Genomic DNA, 18,262 nt, shown 5'->3' with positions numbered 1-18,262 from the left:
GGCTTCTTTAGCAATATAATTTCCAAATGAAGAAGCCTGCATCCAAAATCTATCGCACAACGAATTGGCCCTCTTATAACCAAGCTCTAATCAAGCGAGGAAATATTTCAATTTGGTTCAATCCTCAGACTCAATGGTATGCTCAGCCACAAGCTAAGCATGGAAGAAATCAAACCTATTCTGATACAGCGATTCAGTGCTGTTTGATGATCAAATCTATCTTTCGCCTTTCTTTGCGTATGGTCACAGGCTTTGTGCAAAGCCTTATTCAACTTAGTGGGTTAAGTTGGACAGCACCGGATTATTCCACACTTTGCAGACGACAAAAGCAGATTGATATTGCGATCAGCTATCAAAAAAGTCATGAAGGACTGCATCTATTGGTAGACTCAACTGGCTTTAAGTTTTTAGGCGAAGGTGAATGGAAACGCAAGAAACATCAGCCTGAATATCGTCGGCAATGGCGTAAACTGCACATTGGGATAGATGCTAAAACCTTACAAATACGAGCTGTACAGCTCACAACAAATAATGTCAGTGACTCACAAGTTTTGGGTGATCTGCTGAATCAAATCCCATTTGATGAACGCATTGATTCTGTCTATACCGATGGAGCATATGACACGAAATTGTGTAGACAAGTGATTTCAGATCGTCATGCACATGCCGTAATTCCTCCAAGAAAAAATGCAAGGCCATGGAAAGATAAGCAATTGGGATCTTTAGAGAGAAATGAATTATTGAAAACAGTCAAACATCTAGGAAGAGCGCTGTGGAAAAAGTGGTCTGGTTATCATCGACGTAGTTTGGTCGAAACTAAGATGCATTGCATCAAATTATTGGGCGATAAACTCAGTTCGAGAAACTTTCAAAGCCAAGTCAATGAAATCCATGCACGTATAGCCGTGTTAAATAAATTTACAGAATTAGGTCGCCCTCACACCCAAGTTGTCACTTAAATTTGTGCAGCTTAGGAAAGATCAGTCTTTAAAATCTTTATGCAACAAAGCCTCAGGAAATTCATAAGGCAGACCAAATTCTAAAATGGTTTGCGGAATGATAATTTCCGTGTCCGCTTTATCAGCCATAGATTGAATAATATGACCCGTAGCGAATTCTTCACGTGTAGGAAAATCATCAATTTCCACACGAAGTGAATCACCCACTTTGACTTGGGCGTGTTCAATCAATTCTTTTTCTAAGGTAATCGGTTGATGCGAATTGGGATTTGCAGGCTGAATAAAGTATTCGCCTTCATATTCTGTCAATTTACCAATGATTTGTTTAATACGACGCTGGGTGACTTGAGTTACAAAACCCCAAGCTTTACCTTTACGGTCTACTGATGTTTGTTGCACTTTAACGCGGTCACCATGGAAGAGTTGGCGTAATTCGCGTTCTGCAAGCAAGATCTCTTCTTTTTTACCATCAAGATTGGCTAAGCCTAATCCTTTTGAATTGATGTAGACGGTTGCGTCATGCACAGGTTGTTCAGACATGAGTTGGAATTTAAAACCATCTTTCATCAATTGACCATCACGAACCATTGCACTTAAACGATGGCTGAGGGCGTCAATACTTTTCTGATCTGCAATTTCGAAATGTTCTACCAAGTCTGCATGAGACAGCGGTTGTTTTTTATTCTCAATCGTTTCTAAAATAAGAATACGGCTAGGAATAGGGTTGTCGTAACGTTCAGCTTCTGCTTTAGCTTCAGGATCGATCCAGGTTTTCATAATATCTTTGGCTTCATGTAGAAGATAGGTTTAGCATAATTCATGCCGCGTCATACTGCACGTAAATGATTGCAATAATGTCCTTTAAGCTGATTTTTAACAGATGAAAAAGAATTATCTTGTTTGCTTTACTCATTTTTAGCCGCAAAAGTCCTAAAAAAACAGCAAATCGTATAAAAAATATATGATTGATCAAAAAAATCGATATTTTTGAAAATGTGACTTGAAGAGTAGGGACTAAGTTTGTATTATGGCGACTCGTTACGGTGAGGTGGCCGAGTGGCTGAAGGTACTCCCCTGCTAAGGGAGCGTGGGCTTTAACTCCCACCGAGGGTTCGAATCCCTCTCTCACCGCCAACGAAAAAACTTGAAATGCGCTCATAGCTCAGCTGGATAGAGCACTTGGCTACGAACTAAGAGGTCGGGAGTTCGAATCTCTCTGAGCGCACCAATCAAGTTAAATCGTTGTAACGAAGCTGAAAAGCAAATCAAGTAAGCGCTCATAGCTCAGCTGGATAGAGCACTTGGCTACGAACTAAGGGGTCGGGAGTTCGAATCTCTCTGAGCGCACCAACTTGAACATCGAGAGATGTAAAATTAGATTAAACCGCACATGTTGCGGTTTTTTTGTGTCTATAATTTATCGTTTGTTTAGAGATATAAGCTTTAATACTTAAATCTGGATATTTAGTTTTAAATCAGATGTGCCACGTTAGGAAGATGTGTATTCATTGGTATATCTTTAGTTTAGGTGATCGGTTTAGGTTACTAATAGCCTTCAACTAAAATTTTAGTCAGCAATAACTCAATTCACTGAGTAATTAAAAAGACACCGTTTTGAAAGATGACTGATTTGAAAAATGACTGATCAATCTAAAAATGATTGATGTACTTTTAAAATGAGTATCAGGAATAAATAGACTTCTTTCAAAAGTCATTATTCACACAACACAATCATTATGAATATTCCCTCATCCTAACCTTCTCCCAAAGGGAGAAGGGATTTTACATATCAATTTATTACCACTTAATGAATATTTTTTGACTTATGAAAGATCAAATAAAAAATCACTCTCTTTTCTAGAAGCTTAAGAAGATGAAGTACTGATTGTGAGTTTATGAGTTAAAAAACGACTCATGAAAAATTCTGTTAATAATGGTTTTCTAAAGATTAATAAAATCGGCTTAGACAGTTGGTGAATAATTTTTATTTCATTCTTTATTATTTCACTCTTATTTAAGGTTATTCTCTATTCATATTAAGTCTCGATTTGTCTGAGTCAATTCAGACTATATTTGAGGCTTCACTCAATTTTAATACAATAAAACGATAAGTGCTTACTTAGTGTTCGGTTGAATGTATTTTTTTAAATTAGCACTTAACAAAAAATAATATTCATATATAATGCAGCACATCAAGACGTCGCGCTCATAGCTCAGCTGGATAGAGCACTTGGCTACGAACTAAGGGGTCGGGAGTTCGAATCTCTCTGAGCGCACCAACTTGATCATCGAGAGATGTAAAATTAGATTAAACCGCACATGTTGCGGTTTTTTTGTGCCTGAATTTTTATCATTGATCATCATGATTTAGACGATTTAATCTTTTGAGCAAAGACAGTATTACCGCCAATTACGGGTAGCATCTCGTGATAGGGAAGACTACGAACCGCTCTTAATAGGAATGGTGCAGATTTATCAATTTTTGTAGCTGTTGTCATCTTTAATAAGCTCCCTTGATTGAGTGGCGTGAATTGCATTTTCCCTTTTAAATATTTTAAATCCCCGCCATTCGCATAAAAATTATTTTCCGTCTCGGTTGGATAATTGAAATTCATTTTAAAATTAAAGGGAATTTGAATGACGCCTAAACCCACACTCACTTTAAAATCAGCATTTTGACTTTTATTTTGTAATGCAGACGTGGTAATACTTTTGATTTGTCTTGGAAATAATGCTTTGTAGTTATTGGGTTGAGTCCATTTTTTGAGTTGTTGCGGTGTTTGATCATAGTAATGATATGTGGTTGAAAAGCGCATACTTTCAGCGCCGTGCTGGTAAGGAACGCTAGTTGGGCTGTGTATGAAACTTACAGGTAACTGAGACGCTCGACTTATTTGCGTAATTTTTTCAAGTTGTGCTGAGTTGAGTGTTTGCTGTGGAAGCTGGCCGGCCGCTAAAGCGTTTGTTGGTGTGTCATTCAATCGTTTGCGTAATGATTCTAAAATAAATGCATTGGTGCCAGTCGGTATACCGAGTTTTACTTCTGGAATTGCATTTAATATCTTGGTTATTAGAAATCCTTTACTCTGATTTAAATCGCTCCACTGGGTAAGCGTGATCAGGGTTTTATTACGACCTAAGCTGAACCATTCAAACTTTCCCATTCCATAAGGAATAGGTGCATCAATCACTAAACTGGAGAGGCTGTTTTCTGTTAATTGATGTTGAAAGGTCAGATCTTCATTAAAGTTTAAAACAGGGATAGGCGTCGGAATAGAAACTCTATATTTGACTTGGGTAATATTATCTGTCTTTTCAATGATTTTAGCTGATTTTAAATTGGGAAATAACTCAACATATTGCTGATAATTTTCTAGAATATTCCTTACATTTTCAACACCCACAGGCACCACCAATGCTGAAGAAGTGAAACTTACAGTTGGATTTTGATTCTTTGCGGTCGGTATAAATGTTTTGGTCGTAGGGTGTGCATAAATAAAAATACTATTTTGAGTAAGATCAGCTAATACCTTTGGATTGTTTTGAAAAGGCGCCAAACTACTTGGAATATTCTCTTTCCAAGCGACAATGGCTGCATGAGTGATGCTTTGAAGACTGATCAGGCCTACACATAATATGCTGCATAATTTATAGATCATAATCGTCCTTGATATTATTTTTTACGTGTCATTTTTATGCTTTCGATTTTAATATTGAATGAGAGTCCAGCAACAGTGTTGGAATGTAAATCGCACTTATATAAGATTATATAAAAGATAAAAACTGATGAATTAAAAGCTTCAATCTAGTGTAATATTTGAATGACTTGTTTGTAAATCTATTGAATTTCCTATGTCTGACACCCAAGCTACCTTATCTATTCGTTATTTTTTAACACTGGAAGAGTCACAAGATGGCTTTGCATTAGCAACATTTGGTAAAAAGCAACTGACTCGCTTTTTAACACCCTTGGTTAGTGTTGCTATTGTGATTTGGGGCTTATATTTAGGTCTGGATGGTGTAGGTCGCTACTATGTTGCATTGGGTGGCTTTTTCATCATATTACAAATGCTCATGCGCTATTGGTTCTTGCCGATGATGTTTAAGCGCCAATTTGTTAAATATCAATTTGGTAAAAGTGAACAAGGCATCGATCTGTTTCAGGACTCAGCTGAGTTGTTTTCTAGCGGTCGCCCTAAACAAGCTTTTAATTACAATGATGTGAATAAGTTCGTGGTGGGTAAATTGACCTATATGATTGAATTAAAAAATCAAACTGTCGTGATTATCCCGAAACGTGCTTTTGAAACGTCTGCCGACCAAACGATATTTGAAAATACATTCCATAAATAATTTTGTTTTGTTAAATCTAGATCTTGTTTAATCTACATTGTGTTCAACCTAGATCAAGTCGCGAGCTGAGAAAATAAAAATGAGTATACGTCCGTCAAAAATCGTGTGTGTGGGTCGAAGTTATGCAGATCATGCTAAAGAATTGGGAAATGCCATCCCTGATCGTCCTGTATTATTCATTAAGCCACCGAGCAGCTTAAGTCCGCTTGACCAAGATATTGAGTGGAATCCTACTTGGGGGGATTGTCATTTTGAATGTGAGCTTTGCTTACGTATAGATCGTCCTCTGAAAGGTGAGACTGATCCGATGAAAGCACTTCAATCGATTGGTGCTGTAACTTTGGGTTTAGATCTTACGCTACGTGATCTTCAAGATGATTTGAAAAAGAAAGGTCAGCCATGGGAGCGTGCAAAAGCCTATGATGGTTCGTGCGTACTGGCAGATTGGGTGGATCTCACAGAGGTGCCTGATTGGAAAAATATTCAATACAGCTTTGAGGTTAATGATCAAATTCGCCAACAAGGCAATACAGGTTTGCTTATTTTTGATATTGGCACTCTTTTGGCCGATATGAGTCAGTCATTTACACTGGAAGTCGGTGATGTTGTGATGACAGGTACACCAGCAGGTGTTGGGGCCTTGCAGGCAGGTGATCAATTGAAAATGAAACTCAAAGGTCAAACACAGGACTTTATTTGGCATGCTTCAGTAAAAGCCTAATACATGATTTAAAGTATTTTATGGAAGAGGGTGTTCTAAACACCCTTTTTTAATGCTGGTTTATTTTTAATGCTGGCTATTTGAAAAAACTAGAAAATGGTTTAAGTCTTAGACCTATTAAAAAGTCATGGTTTAAAAATGAAGAATAAAAATTGGATGTGCTAAGTGAATTTCAAACAGCGTTATACATGCTTAGGTTTTTCTTCAATCCTCATTTGGGCGAGTTTGGTTGGTATCGTCAAACGAATTACAGAAACTTTAAGTCCTATACAGGGCATAGCACTGATTTATAGTTTTAGCGCATTGTTTATTGTTGTAGTAACGGGCTTACCTCAAATATCGAAAATGAATAAAGCATATTTATGGGGTTGTGGCGCTTTATTTGTAGGATATGAAATCTTATTTTTAGTTTCGATCGCCTTGTCACAAAATCGTGATCAAGTATTGGTGATCGCCATGATTAATTATTTGTGGCCGCCATTAATGATCATTTTTTCAATTTTAGCAAAACAATTAGATTATCGCTGGACCGTGGTAGTTGGTTTTCTATTGGCGATCATTGGTTTGGTATTGGTGGTCAATCCCGATGTCATGAATATGCAGAAAATGATCAGTACGCTTCAACAAAATCCAATCGCCTATCTATTTGCTTTTGTGGGTGCGCTACTTTGGCCAACCTACAGTGTTTTAACCAAAAAATATGCTCAAGGGCAAAATGGCGTGCCATTATTTTTTGTTGTGACTGCAGTCATGTTGTGGATGGTACATTGGATCATCGAGGAATCTTTTATCATTCCTACAGGTAGTTTGTGGTTCACGATTATCGTTTTGGGCTGTCTGATTGGTATTGCATACAGTCATTGGAATCAAAGTCTCCAATATGGAAATATGAAATTGTTGATCTTGGCCACTTACTTTATGCCGATATTATCCACGCTTATGTCGATGCTTATTTTAGGCGTTTATCCTCAATTCAGTTTTTGGGTGGGTACGTCCTTAGTGACTTTGGGTGCTGTGGTTTGTTGGAAATCTACCTTTGAAATCAAATGATCTATAGAAATTGAATTAAACTTTGAATGTTAATTTTATTGAAGATTAGTTTTGCAGAATATTAAATCGCAGAAAGATAAATTTTGAAATTTACGGTTTTAAATTCTCTTTATATTCTTAGTGAATAAAAAAGACCGCATGAAGCGGTCTTTTAAATATTACATAGAACTTTTCATGCTGTTTAGATTATTTAGAATCCAAAATCGTAGAAAGAGGAACAGATAATTTTGCAGATAAATAATCATCAGATTCGATAAGAGCAGGTCCAATACGTTGAATCCACACGTCATCTTCATGCAAATTTAATACATCTGCTTTATCGGGTAAGGTATAGGGCAGCGATTTATAAAATGTCCAAAAATCGAGATGATCTAAGTTGCGGACCAAGACATATTGATCGTTATCCGTTCTTTGAATGATATTTTGCTTGACCAAAAGACGAACATAAGCCGGCCAGCGACCAATTTCACCACGTCCTAAAATATTTAATGCTTCTTCATCTGAAACAGTCTCACCTTGTTTTTGCTTTTGATAAAACAGTTCAAGCATGTCGAGTAGCATCAGTACTGGGTGTCTTGTTTGGGTTTTACCCGTATGAAATGCAGTTAATGCATAACTGATCTCTACACCTAATAGAATGACGTTCCAAGAAAGGAAAATCCATAACAGGAAAATAGGAATCGCTGCAAATGCGCCGTAAACCAGTTGATAGCTGGTAAAGTTGGTCATGACAAAACCAAATAGATTTTTTAATAATTCAAAGGTGACTGCACTGAAAACAGCAGCGATCATTGCGGCGCGTATAGGCACAGAACGATTTGGAATCGTCCAATACAAAGTAAAAAAACCCACGACAGTTAAACCAAAGGAGATGAGCCAAAAAAGGGCAGCTCCATCTACTTCATAACCAGCAAAATTATTACTTAGGACATTTAATGACGCGAGTGCAGATGAAATAACAAAGGCACTACCCAATAAAATAGGTCCTAAAGAAATAATCGTCCAATAACGCATAAATCCAATAATGCCATTTCGTGTTTCTTTCACCCGCCAAATTCGATTAAATGCTGTTTCAATGCTGGTGAGCATCATCACTGTGGTGAAAAATAGAAATAACACACCAATAATGGTCAAGTTACTTGAGTTATCTGTAAAGGCATTTAAGGCTTTGTCAAAAGCGATGCTGGTTTTAGGTAAAAAATTACTATAAATAAGCTGTTGTAATTGTTGTCGCGCAGGCTCTAAAGCTTTAATGGAAGAAATAATAACGAGGAAAACTGTTAGCATGGGGACGACAGCAAATAGGGTCGTGTAAGTCAGTGAACCTGCTTGTTCTCTACAATTATTGGCTTCAAAGCGCCGAAGCACAAAAATAAGAAATTGAAACCATGTCTTGTTATAGAAAGGGAGCTTTTTGAGTAATGCCATCATAAAGTGATTATTCCCATTGTTATTCGTTAAGTTTATTGCACTTTGCTTTACAGCTTACCCAAAAATATTGAAAATTACCGTATAGTTTTCTTTTTTCATTAGATGATAAAAATATGCAACCTTATGTTTTGGTTCTTTATTACAGTAAATATGGCGCGACCAAAGAAATGGCGCATTTGATTGCAGATGGTGTTGAGACTGCAGGAGTCGACGTTAAAATCCGAACGGTAGCCAATATTTCGACTGTCGTAACTCAAGCGGAAGCAAGTATTCCAGAGGAAGGGGATATTTATTGTACGCTTGAAGATTTACAAAATTGCGCAGGTTTGGCACTCGGTTCGCCTACACGATTTGGCAATATGGCTTCCGAAATGAAATATTTTTTGGATCAAACAACGAGTCTTTGGTTGAATGGTGCTTTGCACAATAAGCCAGCATGTGTATTTAGCTCATCAGGTTCCATGCATGGCGGACAGGAAAGTACCTTGCTCACGATGCTGCCACCATTATTTCATCATGGTATGATGATTTTGGGCTTAACCAATGCACATCCGGCTTTATCCAACACCAAAACAGGCGGAACGCCGTATGGTGCGACGCATGTGAGCGGTCCAAGACATGACTTGGGTTTAAGCCAAGATGAAAAACTGCTGTGTCAGGAACAAGGCAAACGACTCGGTGAGGTGGTAAAAAAATTACAATCGAATTGAGATTAATCTATATACATAATACTCAGCTACTCATGAAAGAGTAGGCTATAAATCTAAAAAGAGATCAATCAAAAAGAAATCAAAAAAAAGAGATCAATAAAAAAGTGAGCTTAAATGGCTCACTTTTTTATGCGAATTAAAATTTTATGCAAATTACAAACAAGAAAATAATATTAATTTTCTTTTTGATCGCCTTGAATGTTTTTATCTGCGAAACGGTGTTTGCATTTTTGACATTGGTAGTCTAAAAAAACATTCCGATCTACAATCACACCTGCTTTTTTACCAAAACGATGACCTAAAAAGCCTCCCGTTATACCGACACTGATCGCGCCAACGAAAGTACCAATGGTCCCGCCCATAATGACCCCTAATGGACCAGCCACGGTGCCAATAGCTGCACCGATAGAGGCGCCAGACGCAGCACCACCCACAGTTCCTGCTGTTGTTCCTGCCGCAGAGAGTAATACACCGCCTGTTTTTTGTAAAAGTTGTTCATGGTTGCGAATATCCACTTCATGCGCACCACATTTTGGACAAACTATTTTGTGTTCCATCAGCTTTTTCCATTGCTACTATAGTATTCAAATGCTTCTTCTAGCTTTAAGTCTGTATAACAACACTAAAAATAGATGAAAGCCTACTATAAATCGCATCAATTGAGATTGATCGTCTTATCAAAATGATCATATTTTTATAAGCTTAACTGAAATGCATTGATAAATATTGATATGACTTGTAAATCTATTTTTAATTAAAGTAAGAAATCTATTCATAAAAAAGAGCGCTTAAAGCGCTCTCTTTATACAATTCGGAGATCAATCGCGAGTGAATTCTACAGTACCATTTGAAAGTGATTTCACGCGAGCCAAAGACTCTACACGATAACCTTTTTCAAGTAATAGTTCGCGACCCGGTTGGAATGATTTTTCAATCACAATCCCAATGCCGACGACAGATGCATCCGCTTGATGGATGAGATCTGCAAGACCGAGTGCAGCTTGACCATTTGCTAAGAAATCATCGATTACTAGAACTTTGTCTGTCTCAGAAATATGCTTTTTAGAAATCGCAATAGTGCTTTCAGTTTGTTTGGTAAATGAAAATACTTTCGAACGATAAAGGTCATCTTTTAACGTCAAAGACTGATATTTACGTGCGAAAATTACAGGAACGCCAAGTTCTAAACCTGCCATCACTGCAGGAGCAATACCTGACGCTTCGATCGTAATAATTTTGGTAATACCCGCATCTTTAAATAAGCGTGCAAATTCTTGTCCAATTTGCTGCATCATGACGGGGTCAATTTGGTGGTTTAAAAAAGAATCGACTTTTAAAACCTGATCAGATAGAACGATACCTTCGTTTAAGATTTTCTGTTCTAGAGCGTGCACGGGAGAATCCTCTAAGGGCAGATGCTTTTTAAGCAAAGACGTATTTTAAAAAGCATCTGTAAAAAAGCAAGTAAAAAATTGCCTTAATTGCTTAATCCCTTATATCCAGTCAATAATAAACCATAAGATGATTTCTTATCTTCATGAGTCACTTTCACTGGAAGGTAGTCTAATTTCGGTGCTAACCAAAAAATTGTTTCACGTCCTGGCTTATCGTGTTTCATAACCACTTTAACGGTATCAAAAGTACCATAGTTGGTTTTAACTTGTTCATTGCCTTGTTTTATAAATTTACGGGCTTCTACTTCTTTGGCATCTGCAAGCCAATAAGTTGATTTTAAGCCTGAAGATTTCAAATCTTCTCGAATCTGTAATTCAGCATTTAACTCATCCAATACACCAGCTTTCCATGCAAAAGAACGATTCTCTTTGTCTTTAGATGTGGTAATGGTTTTTGCAGATGGATTAAACTTAATGTTCATGGTGTTATTGTGAACTAAAATTTTACTGGTACGACTGAAATTTTCAGAGCTAATTTGTCCGTTATTTAAACTGAAATTACTGGTTTCTGTCGCAGATGCAATTGCACCAGCTTTCGCTGCGAAGACATAATTCCAAGTATTATCCGATTTTTTCAAAGTACGAGTTGCAGAACCTAAGTTTTTACCATTGTAGGCAAATTGATATGTTGCTTGGAATGGACTCATGGCAAGTACTTGACTTGAATAAGCTGTAGATAACAAGGCTGTAGTCACACCTGCAACGAGAGTGAATGCTTTCAACTGTTTAACCGCCATATGTATATCCTTCGCAAAAATACTGCTTTTAGAACGTTAAGATGATTATGCCTTCTAAATAAGTAGGAATAATCAAGATTTACTTAGATTCTGTGAATTTGTGTATTAAATTTTAACGTAAGGCGATGTATGAAGGGGAGCGCTTACTTTTGCTTGATCGGACTAATTTTCTCATCAAGATCATCATCTTCAAATTCATCGTCATCACTTTGATTCACTTTACTGAACACAGCCATCAGGTTTACATTACCGACCACAACTAATTCAGTTTCGCGTAATTCTGCGTGATTGACGTGCACTTTATTCAATGTTTCCATGATTGAACGGTTATCACCTAACCAGCGATTTAAATCAAGGTGGAGTAATTCATCTTTGACGGTAATAACTTCAAATTTTTGTAAAATCATACCCAGTGGATCTTTGCGTAATACTTTTTGATAGAAAAATATTGCCGAGTTAAACGCAATTTTCATCCACCATTTTTGAAACTTAGCCTCAATGACATCGGTTTCACTGATTTGTTCAAAAACAATTAACTGCATATCTTTATTGAGTTCCATTTGAACTAATTTAAGATCGACGGAAACTGTCGTATAAAGACCACTTACATTGAGGGTGGCATAGAGTCGTAGCCAGTCATCATGCAAATCTGCATGCAGATCTTCTAGAACTTTGACGTTGTCTGTTACAAATCGTTTAAAAGTCGCATTTAAAAAAACTTGAGAAACAGGAAATTCACGTTCTTCTTCTATAAAACCTTCAGCCTTTTGATAGGCTTTACGAAACTGTTTAACAATTTTTTTAAAGAGCGGTGGCATAAGTGAAGTTCCATTACTTCTTAATAGAATGTAATTTTTTCTAGTCAAAGTCGTAAAATAGATTGGAAATCTAAGGATAACATTTTATACAAATTGATCGTTTATACCGAGTAAAATTATGTTTTTCTTAGTCATAACGGCGTTTGATAAAAATTATAGCGCGCACGTTAAGAGTAATTCTAGCGGATTGAATACAAATTAAATTGGCTGAATTGTCTAATTCATGTCAGTAAAAAATGCCAATCGAATATGTTCGTTGAGTAAAGATCATCTTTTAGATTTTTAAATATTTTTTGCAGTATTTGGATGTATATTTATGATTTTTAAATAAATTTATAATTTTATCTTTAGGAAGTCTAGCTGAATTAAGTTGAGATCAGATAAATATGCATATCAAAATGTAATTCAAATCTTATTTTCTAAAGTGCTTATCATTTTTAATTCGAAATTTTTTTGAGTAGATGTTAAATGGAAATATTTGATCCATCGATCTAAGTAACGTTTTAAAAATATTAAATCTTCGACTTGAAAATATCCATAAAATTTTTAAAGCGCCGTGATAAATCTCGTTTATATCCTTCTTGAGCAGCAACTTAAGCGCTAAACTCTCTCAAAACACGCGTTAGAGAGAGTAAGACAGGCTTAATCAATTATTGGTTTTTTCCAATTCGTGTTCTTCAATGGAATAGGGATTATCCAAACCTAATTTACTTAAGATCTCAATTTCTAAAGCTTCCATTTCTTCGGCATCTTCATCTGAGGTTTCATGATCATAACCCATTAAGTGCAAAGTGCCATGGACCAACATATGGGTAAAATGATTAAGCGGCGTTTTATGCTGTTGCAGTGCTTCATCTAAAACGACAGGAATACAAATGACCAAATCACCAATCGGGAAGGAGTCGAGAACCGCAGCCATTTCATCAGGTAAATCACTTGAAAAAGATAAAACGTTGGTCGGTTTATCTTTAGCTCGATATTGCAGATTGAGTTTGTGGCTTTCAGCCGTATCGACACAGGCAATACCAATTTCACAATTAGACTGCGTTTCGATATGACGTAAAGTGCATTCAATTACTTTTTTAACATAAGCACGTTTGAGCACCAATTCAGGTGCTTCAAACGTTTGTTGCAAGGAGAGGCTAAGTTTCAAGACTTGTCCTTAATCATTTTCTTGGGTGATCGACTGATGTTGTGCATCGGCAGCAGCATCATTTTCGAGAATTAACGCGTCTTGGCGTGCCTTACGTTCAGCACGGCCTTGAGCACTTAAACGGTTTTGCTCACTGTCCCATCCCTCATAGGCTTCTACGATTTTTTGTACCAGCTGATGTCTGACCACATCTCGGGAGTGAAAGTGAGTGATATGAATTTCTTTGATTGCCTCAATCACGCGCAAAGCATGAGAAAGACCCGACTGTTGACCACGGGGTAAATCGACTTGCGTGATATCACCAGTAATGACCGCTCTAGAGCCAAAACCCAGTCGCGTTAAAAACATTTTCATTTGTTCTGGTGTGGTATTTTGCGCTTCATCCAAAATGACGAAGGAGTGATTGAGTGTACGTCCACGCATATAAGCAAGTGGAGCAACTTCAATCACTTGACGCTCAATTAATTTTGCGACTTTTTCAACACCGAGCATTTCATACAAAGCATCGTAAAGTGGACGTAAATAGGGATCAATTTTTTGACTTAAATCACCAGGAAGGAAGCCCAGTTTTTCACCTGCTTCTACCGCTGGGCGAACCAAAAGAATGCGCTGAATTTCATTACGTTCGAGCATGTCGACGGCAGCTGCAACTGCGAGATAGGTTTTACCAGTTCCCGCAGGGCCAATACCAAAGGAGATATCACTTTCTAAAATTTGCTGAACATATCTTTTTTGATTGGCGCCGCGGGGGTTGATACGACCTTTGCGGGTTTGTAGCCAAACATCTTCGAGCGTGTGATGATCATTTCCCACGACAAATTCACGGTCAGTCTGACTGCCCTGAATCATTAAGTGAATCACATCAGCACTCAATACTTGAGAACTTTCAGTTTCTTCATAGAGGCGCTGTAAAAGTAATTCAGCTCTCTCAACTTCATCGATACCACCGTCGACATAAAAACTATCTCCACGGTGGCTTAATTTGACATCTAAACGTTGTTCAATTTGTTTCAAATGACCGTTGTATGCGCCAAGCATCGTTTTCAAACGGTCCATCGAAATTCCAGGAAAAGCTACGGTACGTCTAATCGCTGTAGTCAAGAGATATCCTTTTTATGAAAGTAAAATCTATCCCCTTACATTACGCCACGTCAGGCTCAAGATTCAAGAGTTCTCCATAAACTAAATTTAGGGTCTTAATCTCTGTAATCTCAATCTCCGCAAAGCGTCCAAGCCAAGACGCATCACCAATAAATGTTACATAACGTGTATTGTCTGCTGTACCGACCAATAAATTAGGATCTTTATCAGAAATTTTTTCAATCAATACGCGTTGAATTGTTCCTTTCATTTCATCCGTTTTATCAATACTTGAACGTTTGATCCATTTTTGAACTTTGGCCAATCGTTCTTTTTTGATCACTTCAGGAATGGTGTCTGGAAGTTCAGATGCAGGCGTACCCGGACGCTTTGAATAGATAAAACTATAAGAATGATCGAAATCTAGATCTTGAATAAACTGATAAGTCTCTTCGAAATGCGCATCGGTTTCACCAGGGAAGCCAATGATGAAATCTGAAGATAAATGCATATCCGGTCTAACTTGACGCAAGCGCGCAATTTTATCGATATAGACATCAATGGTGTGATTACGTTTCATCGCTTGAAGGATGTCATTTGAACCACTTTGCACTGGTAAATGGAGGTGAGACACCATTTGTGGTAAGTCACGATAACACTCAATCAAGTCATCATTAAATTCAAGTGGATGAGACGTGGTATAACGCAAACGACCAATACCCGGAATTTCTGCTACCAAGCGCAATAAGTCTGCAAAAGTACAAATATCGCCTTCAAAGGTTTCACCACGGTAGCCATTGACGTTTTGACCCAGAAGTGAAATTTCACGAACACCTTTTTCAGCCAAACCTGCAATTTCGGCCAATACATCATCTAAAGGACGTGAAACTTCTTCACCGCGGGTATATGGAACCACACAGAATGAACAATATTTTGAGCAACCTTCCATGATTGAAACGAAAGCTTTATAACCTTCGACACGAGGTTCTGGTAAAAAATCGAATTTTTCAATATCTGGAAATGAAATATCAATCAGCTTAATTTTATCTTTTTTAGGCTTTTCGATTTGATCAAAATGCTGATCAAGCATTTGAGGTAAACGATGCAGTGTTTGAGGACCAAAAATCATATCCACATAGTTTGCACGCTTTTGAATATTGTCGCCTTCCTGAGATGCAACACAACCACCAACACCAATAATAAGGTCTGGATTTTTTTCTTTTAGTTTGCGCCAGCGACCAAGTTCAGAAAAAACTTTCTCTTGTGCTTTTTCACGAATCGAGCAGGTATTCATCAGCAGAATATCTGCATCTTTTGGGTCAGTCGTGAGTACATAACCGTGCGAATCACCTAAAAGATCTGCCATACGATGACTGTCATACTCATTCATCTGACACCCTTGCGTTTCAATATACAGTTTTTTAATTGCTGCATCGATAACAGGGGTGTGCTGTGGCTGGTTTACAGTGTTTTCTGAGGCAGCTTGGGCACTATTGGGAATGAAGGTTTGAACCGTCATGAAGGCTCCTATCCTATATTAGGGGAATAAAGCGAAAGAACAGAAACAGAAGTATATCTGATTCTTTAAAAGCCGCATATTTTACAGTATTTCAGCTGTAATGATGCATAAATAAAAAAATGAGATGATCGCACCCAAACACTTGAAAATTGGTTTAAAATAATAGAATTGAATCAGCAGTTTACATAACAGAACAGAACCCATTCAATAGTCTTATTACAATGAGCGAAAGTATTGTAACGCTCTTCCTTCAGCGTGAAATATGCAAATCAGTTGTACTGGCAGCAGGTCAAAAAGTTGAGAATAAACGCGTGTTAAAAAAAACTTTGAAACAAAAGCCATTGAAATCATATTTCTATGGGCTCATGATTTTATCCAGTTTTCCAGCCGTGCATGCAGCTGAAACGCAATTTAATGACGCTTTAAGGTTTGCAAATGCTGGCGATGTCAGTCAACTTGAACAGTATCGAGCAGCGATGCAGGGTGACGCATTGGGGTATTATCCAGAATATTGGATGCTGAACAGTAATTTAGGTTTTCAACCCGCAAGTAGTATCATCAGTTTTGCCCAGCGCTATCCACAATCTGCGATGGCAGAAAAATTGTCAGCCGATTACGTCGAAGAAAAAGTGAAACAGGCAGATTTCGCGACAGCTCAACCTGTTTTGCAATACGTGACCAATGCAGACCAAGCAGAAAGTTGTGCAGTTGCACAAGTTCGTGCAAAGACGGGTGATGTATTGGTGTATGCAGAGTATAAAAATGTTTGGTTGCAAACGGATTCTCAGCCTGAATCATGCACAGGTTTAGGGCGCTTGATGTTATCCAGTCCTCTACTCACAACGTCTGATCGTCAACAGCGTATGTATGCGCAGTTAAGAGCAGGCCAAGCAGGGCAGGCGATTGCAACAGCGCAAACCATCGGTTTAAATTTATCTTTAGCACAATTAAATCAAATTCAAGCCAATCCATTAAATTACCTGTGGTCTGCGCCTAAAAACAATAACGAAGATTATGCGTATATGGTCTATGCCTTGGGACGTACGGCAGATTCAGATTTGAATTCTGCTTTACAGTTAGTACCTAAGTTGATTCAAGGTGTACCCACTGATGTCGCAAAGTACATTCATCGTACCGTGGCGTATATCGGGGGTACGACCGTGATGAAAAATAATTTTAATCGTGACGTTTTAAATAGTTTTGATGCAAGTTATGGTGTGCCTTTCACACCTGAAGAATCTGAAATTTATGCGCGTCAGGCGATTCGTTTTGGAAGCTGGGAAAGTGTGATACGTGCGATAGATGCGATGAGTGTGACTCAAAAACAAGAAGATCGCTGGCAATATTGGTTGGCAAGAGCGTCTGAAAACAGAGCTGATCCTGCCTCTAAGCAAGCGGCAAAGGGAATATACCAGCGTTTAGCTGCGGCTGGCGATGAGTACCACAATCTGTTAGCGAAAGATCATTTAGGTATTCGATACAATGAAGCGAAAGATCGTTCAGAACCTTCAGGTGGCGATTTACAGCGTTTAAATCAAGACATTCATTTTCGCCGTGCTTTTGCTTTAAAAAATATTAGTGCACCCGATAATTATATCAATCGTGAATGGAATTGGGCGGTACGACAGGCCTATTTGAAAAATGATGATGGCCTATTGTTGGCAGCGGCCAAACGTGCAACTGAAATGGGTTGGTATGATCGTGCCATTTATGCGGCTGAACGAACGTCTAGCAAGCACAATTATCATTATCGTTATCCAACACCGCATCAAGGTTTAGTGATTACCCACAGCAATAATGCGGGTGTTGATCCTTCTTGGGCTTATGGTCTGATGCGTCAAGAAAGTCGTTTTGTGACGGCTGCGCGCTCTCATGTTGGTGCAGGTGGTTTAATGCAAATTATGCCGGCAACAGCGAAAGACGTAGCACGTAAAATGGGTGAAACCTATAACCCTGCTGCTTTAACAGATCCAAATACAAATATTCGTTATGGAACCTATTATCTTTCGATGATTCAGGGGATGTTAAGTAATAATCCTGTATTGGCGACAGCTGGCTATAATGCGGGTTTAACTCGGGCACGTCGTTGGCAACCAGAGTTTCAAAGCCTTGCTTCAGACCAATATACAGAGTCTATTCCTTTACATGAAACGCGCGATTATGTGAAAAAAGTGATGACAAATGCAGCGCATTATGGCGTTATTTTAGGTCAAGGACCTCAAGCTATTGAGAGTCGTATGCCGACCATACCCACACGTAGTACGCCCTGATGAGCCA

The 18,262-nt window shown here is 38.0% G+C and carries 15 protein-coding genes, 4 tRNA genes and 1 pseudogene; 10 read left to right on the top strand and 10 right to left on the bottom strand.

The window, feature by feature from the left end:
* Positions 1 to 26: 26 nt before the first annotated feature.
* Entirely contained in the window at positions 27 to 959 is a 933-nt protein-coding gene (locus V5M36_RS13485; RefSeq protein ID WP_338559561.1) for an IS5 family transposase, read from the top strand.
* A 42-nt stretch (positions 960 to 1,001) separates the two neighbouring features.
* Here the strand turns inward: V5M36_RS13485 and V5M36_RS13480 are convergent.
* Positions 1,002 to 1,736, bottom strand: a pseudogene (locus V5M36_RS13480) (ribonuclease R); the annotation flags it as partial.
* A 265-nt stretch (positions 1,737 to 2,001) separates the two neighbouring features.
* Here V5M36_RS13480 and V5M36_RS13475 point away from each other — a divergent pair.
* The 4 genes from V5M36_RS13475 to V5M36_RS13460 all read left to right on the top strand — a co-directional run bounded on the left by V5M36_RS13475 (position 2,002) and on the right by V5M36_RS13460 (position 3,238).
* Positions 2,002 to 2,093: transfer RNA gene (locus V5M36_RS13475), tRNA-Ser, on the top strand.
* Positions 2,094 to 2,110: 17 nt separating this feature from the next.
* Positions 2,111 to 2,187 (top strand) — tRNA-Arg (locus V5M36_RS13470).
* A 45-nt stretch (positions 2,188 to 2,232) separates the two neighbouring features.
* Positions 2,233 to 2,309: transfer RNA gene (locus tag V5M36_RS13465), tRNA-Arg, on the top strand.
* 852 nt (positions 2,310 to 3,161) lie between these two features.
* A tRNA-Arg gene (locus V5M36_RS13460) sits at positions 3,162 to 3,238 on the top strand.
* An 81-nt stretch (positions 3,239 to 3,319) separates the two neighbouring features.
* Here V5M36_RS13460 and V5M36_RS13455 read toward each other — a convergent pair.
* Positions 3,320 to 4,618: an SRPBCC family protein gene (locus V5M36_RS13455; RefSeq protein ID WP_338559901.1), complete on the bottom strand. Its 1,299-nt coding sequence runs from the start codon at positions 4,616 to 4,618 to the stop codon at positions 3,320 to 3,322.
* A gap of 193 nt (positions 4,619 to 4,811) precedes the next feature.
* Here V5M36_RS13455 and V5M36_RS13450 point away from each other — a divergent pair, with 193 nt between their 5' ends.
* The 3 genes from V5M36_RS13450 to yddG all read left to right on the top strand — a co-directional run bounded on the left by V5M36_RS13450 (position 4,812) and on the right by yddG (position 7,083).
* A complete protein-coding gene (locus V5M36_RS13450) occupies positions 4,812 to 5,312 on the top strand; it encodes a YcxB family protein (RefSeq protein ID WP_338559899.1) in 501 nt (166 codons plus the stop codon).
* A gap of 79 nt (positions 5,313 to 5,391) precedes the next feature.
* Positions 5,392 to 6,033 carry a fumarylacetoacetate hydrolase family protein gene (locus V5M36_RS13445; protein ID WP_338559897.1) on the top strand — a complete coding sequence of 214 codons (642 nt, stop codon included), beginning with the start codon at positions 5,392 to 5,394 and terminating at the stop codon, positions 6,031 to 6,033.
* Positions 6,034 to 6,198: 165 nt separating this feature from the next.
* Positions 6,199 to 7,083 (top strand): aromatic amino acid DMT transporter YddG, encoded by an 885-nt coding sequence (gene yddG, locus V5M36_RS13440; protein WP_338559895.1) that lies wholly within the window; start codon positions 6,199 to 6,201, stop codon positions 7,081 to 7,083.
* Between the two features lie 186 nt (positions 7,084 to 7,269).
* On the opposite strand, the gene V5M36_RS13435 is transcribed toward yddG, so the two are convergent.
* Positions 7,270 to 8,514 carry a YihY family inner membrane protein gene (locus tag V5M36_RS13435; RefSeq protein WP_338559893.1) on the bottom strand — a complete coding sequence of 415 codons (1,245 nt, stop codon included), beginning with the start codon at positions 8,512 to 8,514 and terminating at the stop codon, positions 7,270 to 7,272.
* A gap of 113 nt (positions 8,515 to 8,627) precedes the next feature.
* On the opposite strand from V5M36_RS13435, the gene wrbA reads away from it, so the two are divergent.
* Positions 8,628 to 9,224: an NAD(P)H:quinone oxidoreductase gene (wrbA, locus tag V5M36_RS13430; protein ID WP_338559891.1), complete on the top strand. Its 597-nt coding sequence runs from the start codon at positions 8,628 to 8,630 to the stop codon at positions 9,222 to 9,224.
* A gap of 173 nt (positions 9,225 to 9,397) precedes the next feature.
* Here the strand turns inward: wrbA and V5M36_RS13425 are convergent, their stop codons facing one another.
* The 7 genes from V5M36_RS13425 to miaB all read right to left on the bottom strand — a co-directional run bounded on the left by V5M36_RS13425 (position 9,398) and on the right by miaB (position 15,985).
* Positions 9,398 to 9,781 (bottom strand): hypothetical protein, encoded by a 384-nt coding sequence (locus V5M36_RS13425; protein ID WP_338559889.1) that lies wholly within the window; start codon positions 9,779 to 9,781, stop codon positions 9,398 to 9,400.
* A gap of 261 nt (positions 9,782 to 10,042) precedes the next feature.
* Positions 10,043 to 10,618 carry a xanthine phosphoribosyltransferase gene (locus V5M36_RS13420; protein WP_338559886.1) on the bottom strand — a complete coding sequence of 192 codons (576 nt, stop codon included), beginning with the start codon at positions 10,616 to 10,618 and terminating at the stop codon, positions 10,043 to 10,045.
* 83 nt (positions 10,619 to 10,701) lie between these two features.
* On the bottom strand, positions 10,702 to 11,415 hold the full coding sequence (locus V5M36_RS13415; protein ID WP_338559883.1) for a DUF3108 domain-containing protein: 714 nt from the start codon (positions 11,413 to 11,415) through the stop codon (positions 10,702 to 10,704).
* 143 nt (positions 11,416 to 11,558) lie between these two features.
* Positions 11,559 to 12,233: a hypothetical protein gene (locus V5M36_RS13410; protein WP_338559880.1), complete on the bottom strand. Its 675-nt coding sequence runs from the start codon at positions 12,231 to 12,233 to the stop codon at positions 11,559 to 11,561.
* 646 nt (positions 12,234 to 12,879) lie between these two features.
* The gene (gene ybeY, locus V5M36_RS13405; protein ID WP_338559878.1) at positions 12,880 to 13,386 is read right to left on the bottom strand and encodes an rRNA maturation RNase YbeY; all 507 of its coding nucleotides are present in this window, start codon (positions 13,384 to 13,386) and stop codon (positions 12,880 to 12,882) included.
* 9 nt (positions 13,387 to 13,395) lie between these two features.
* A complete protein-coding gene (locus V5M36_RS13400; RefSeq protein WP_338559877.1) occupies positions 13,396 to 14,487 on the bottom strand; it encodes a PhoH family protein in 1,092 nt (363 codons plus the stop codon).
* A 40-nt stretch (positions 14,488 to 14,527) separates the two neighbouring features.
* On the bottom strand, positions 14,528 to 15,985 hold the full coding sequence (miaB, locus tag V5M36_RS13395; protein WP_338559874.1) for a tRNA (N6-isopentenyl adenosine(37)-C2)-methylthiotransferase MiaB: 1,458 nt from the start codon (positions 15,983 to 15,985) through the stop codon (positions 14,528 to 14,530).
* Between the two features lie 365 nt (positions 15,986 to 16,350).
* Here miaB and V5M36_RS13390 point away from each other — a divergent pair, with 365 nt between their 5' ends.
* On the top strand, positions 16,351 to 18,255 hold the full coding sequence (locus V5M36_RS13390) for a lytic transglycosylase domain-containing protein (RefSeq protein ID WP_338564227.1): 1,905 nt from the start codon (positions 16,351 to 16,353) through the stop codon (positions 18,253 to 18,255).
* Positions 18,256 to 18,262 lie beyond the last annotated feature (7 nt).

The organism is Acinetobacter sp. KS-LM10 (genome assembly GCF_036896575.1).
GTDB classification, from domain to species: domain Bacteria; phylum Pseudomonadota; class Gammaproteobacteria; order Pseudomonadales; family Moraxellaceae; genus Acinetobacter; species Acinetobacter avistercoris.
This window is presented reverse-complemented; position numbering and strand designations above follow the sequence as displayed.

Excerpts from the sequence above, each read along its gene's own strand:
- V5M36_RS13485 (WP_338559561.1), top strand. The coding sequence starts at position 27 with ATGAAGAAGCCTGCATCCAAAATCTATCGCACAACGAATTGGCCCTCT.
- V5M36_RS13455 (WP_338559901.1), bottom strand. The coding sequence starts at position 4,618 with ATGATCTATAAATTATGCAGCATATTATGTGTAGGCCTGATCAGTCTT.
- V5M36_RS13450 (WP_338559899.1), top strand. The coding sequence starts at position 4,812 with ATGTCTGACACCCAAGCTACCTTATCTATTCGTTATTTTTTAACACTG.
- V5M36_RS13445 (WP_338559897.1), top strand. The coding sequence starts at position 5,392 with ATGAGTATACGTCCGTCAAAAATCGTGTGTGTGGGTCGAAGTTATGCA.
- V5M36_RS13435 (WP_338559893.1), bottom strand. The coding sequence starts at position 8,514 with ATGATGGCATTACTCAAAAAGCTCCCTTTCTATAACAAGACATGGTTT.
- wrbA (WP_338559891.1), top strand. The coding sequence starts at position 8,628 with ATGCAACCTTATGTTTTGGTTCTTTATTACAGTAAATATGGCGCGACC.
- V5M36_RS13425 (WP_338559889.1), bottom strand. The coding sequence starts at position 9,781 with ATGGAACACAAAATAGTTTGTCCAAAATGTGGTGCGCATGAAGTGGAT.
- V5M36_RS13415 (WP_338559883.1), bottom strand. The coding sequence starts at position 11,415 with ATGGCGGTTAAACAGTTGAAAGCATTCACTCTCGTTGCAGGTGTGACT.
- V5M36_RS13410 (WP_338559880.1), bottom strand. The coding sequence starts at position 12,233 with ATGCCACCGCTCTTTAAAAAAATTGTTAAACAGTTTCGTAAAGCCTAT.
- miaB (WP_338559874.1), bottom strand. The coding sequence starts at position 15,985 with ATGACGGTTCAAACCTTCATTCCCAATAGTGCCCAAGCTGCCTCAGAA.
- V5M36_RS13390 (WP_338564227.1), top strand. The coding sequence starts at position 16,351 with ATGATTTTATCCAGTTTTCCAGCCGTGCATGCAGCTGAAACGCAATTT.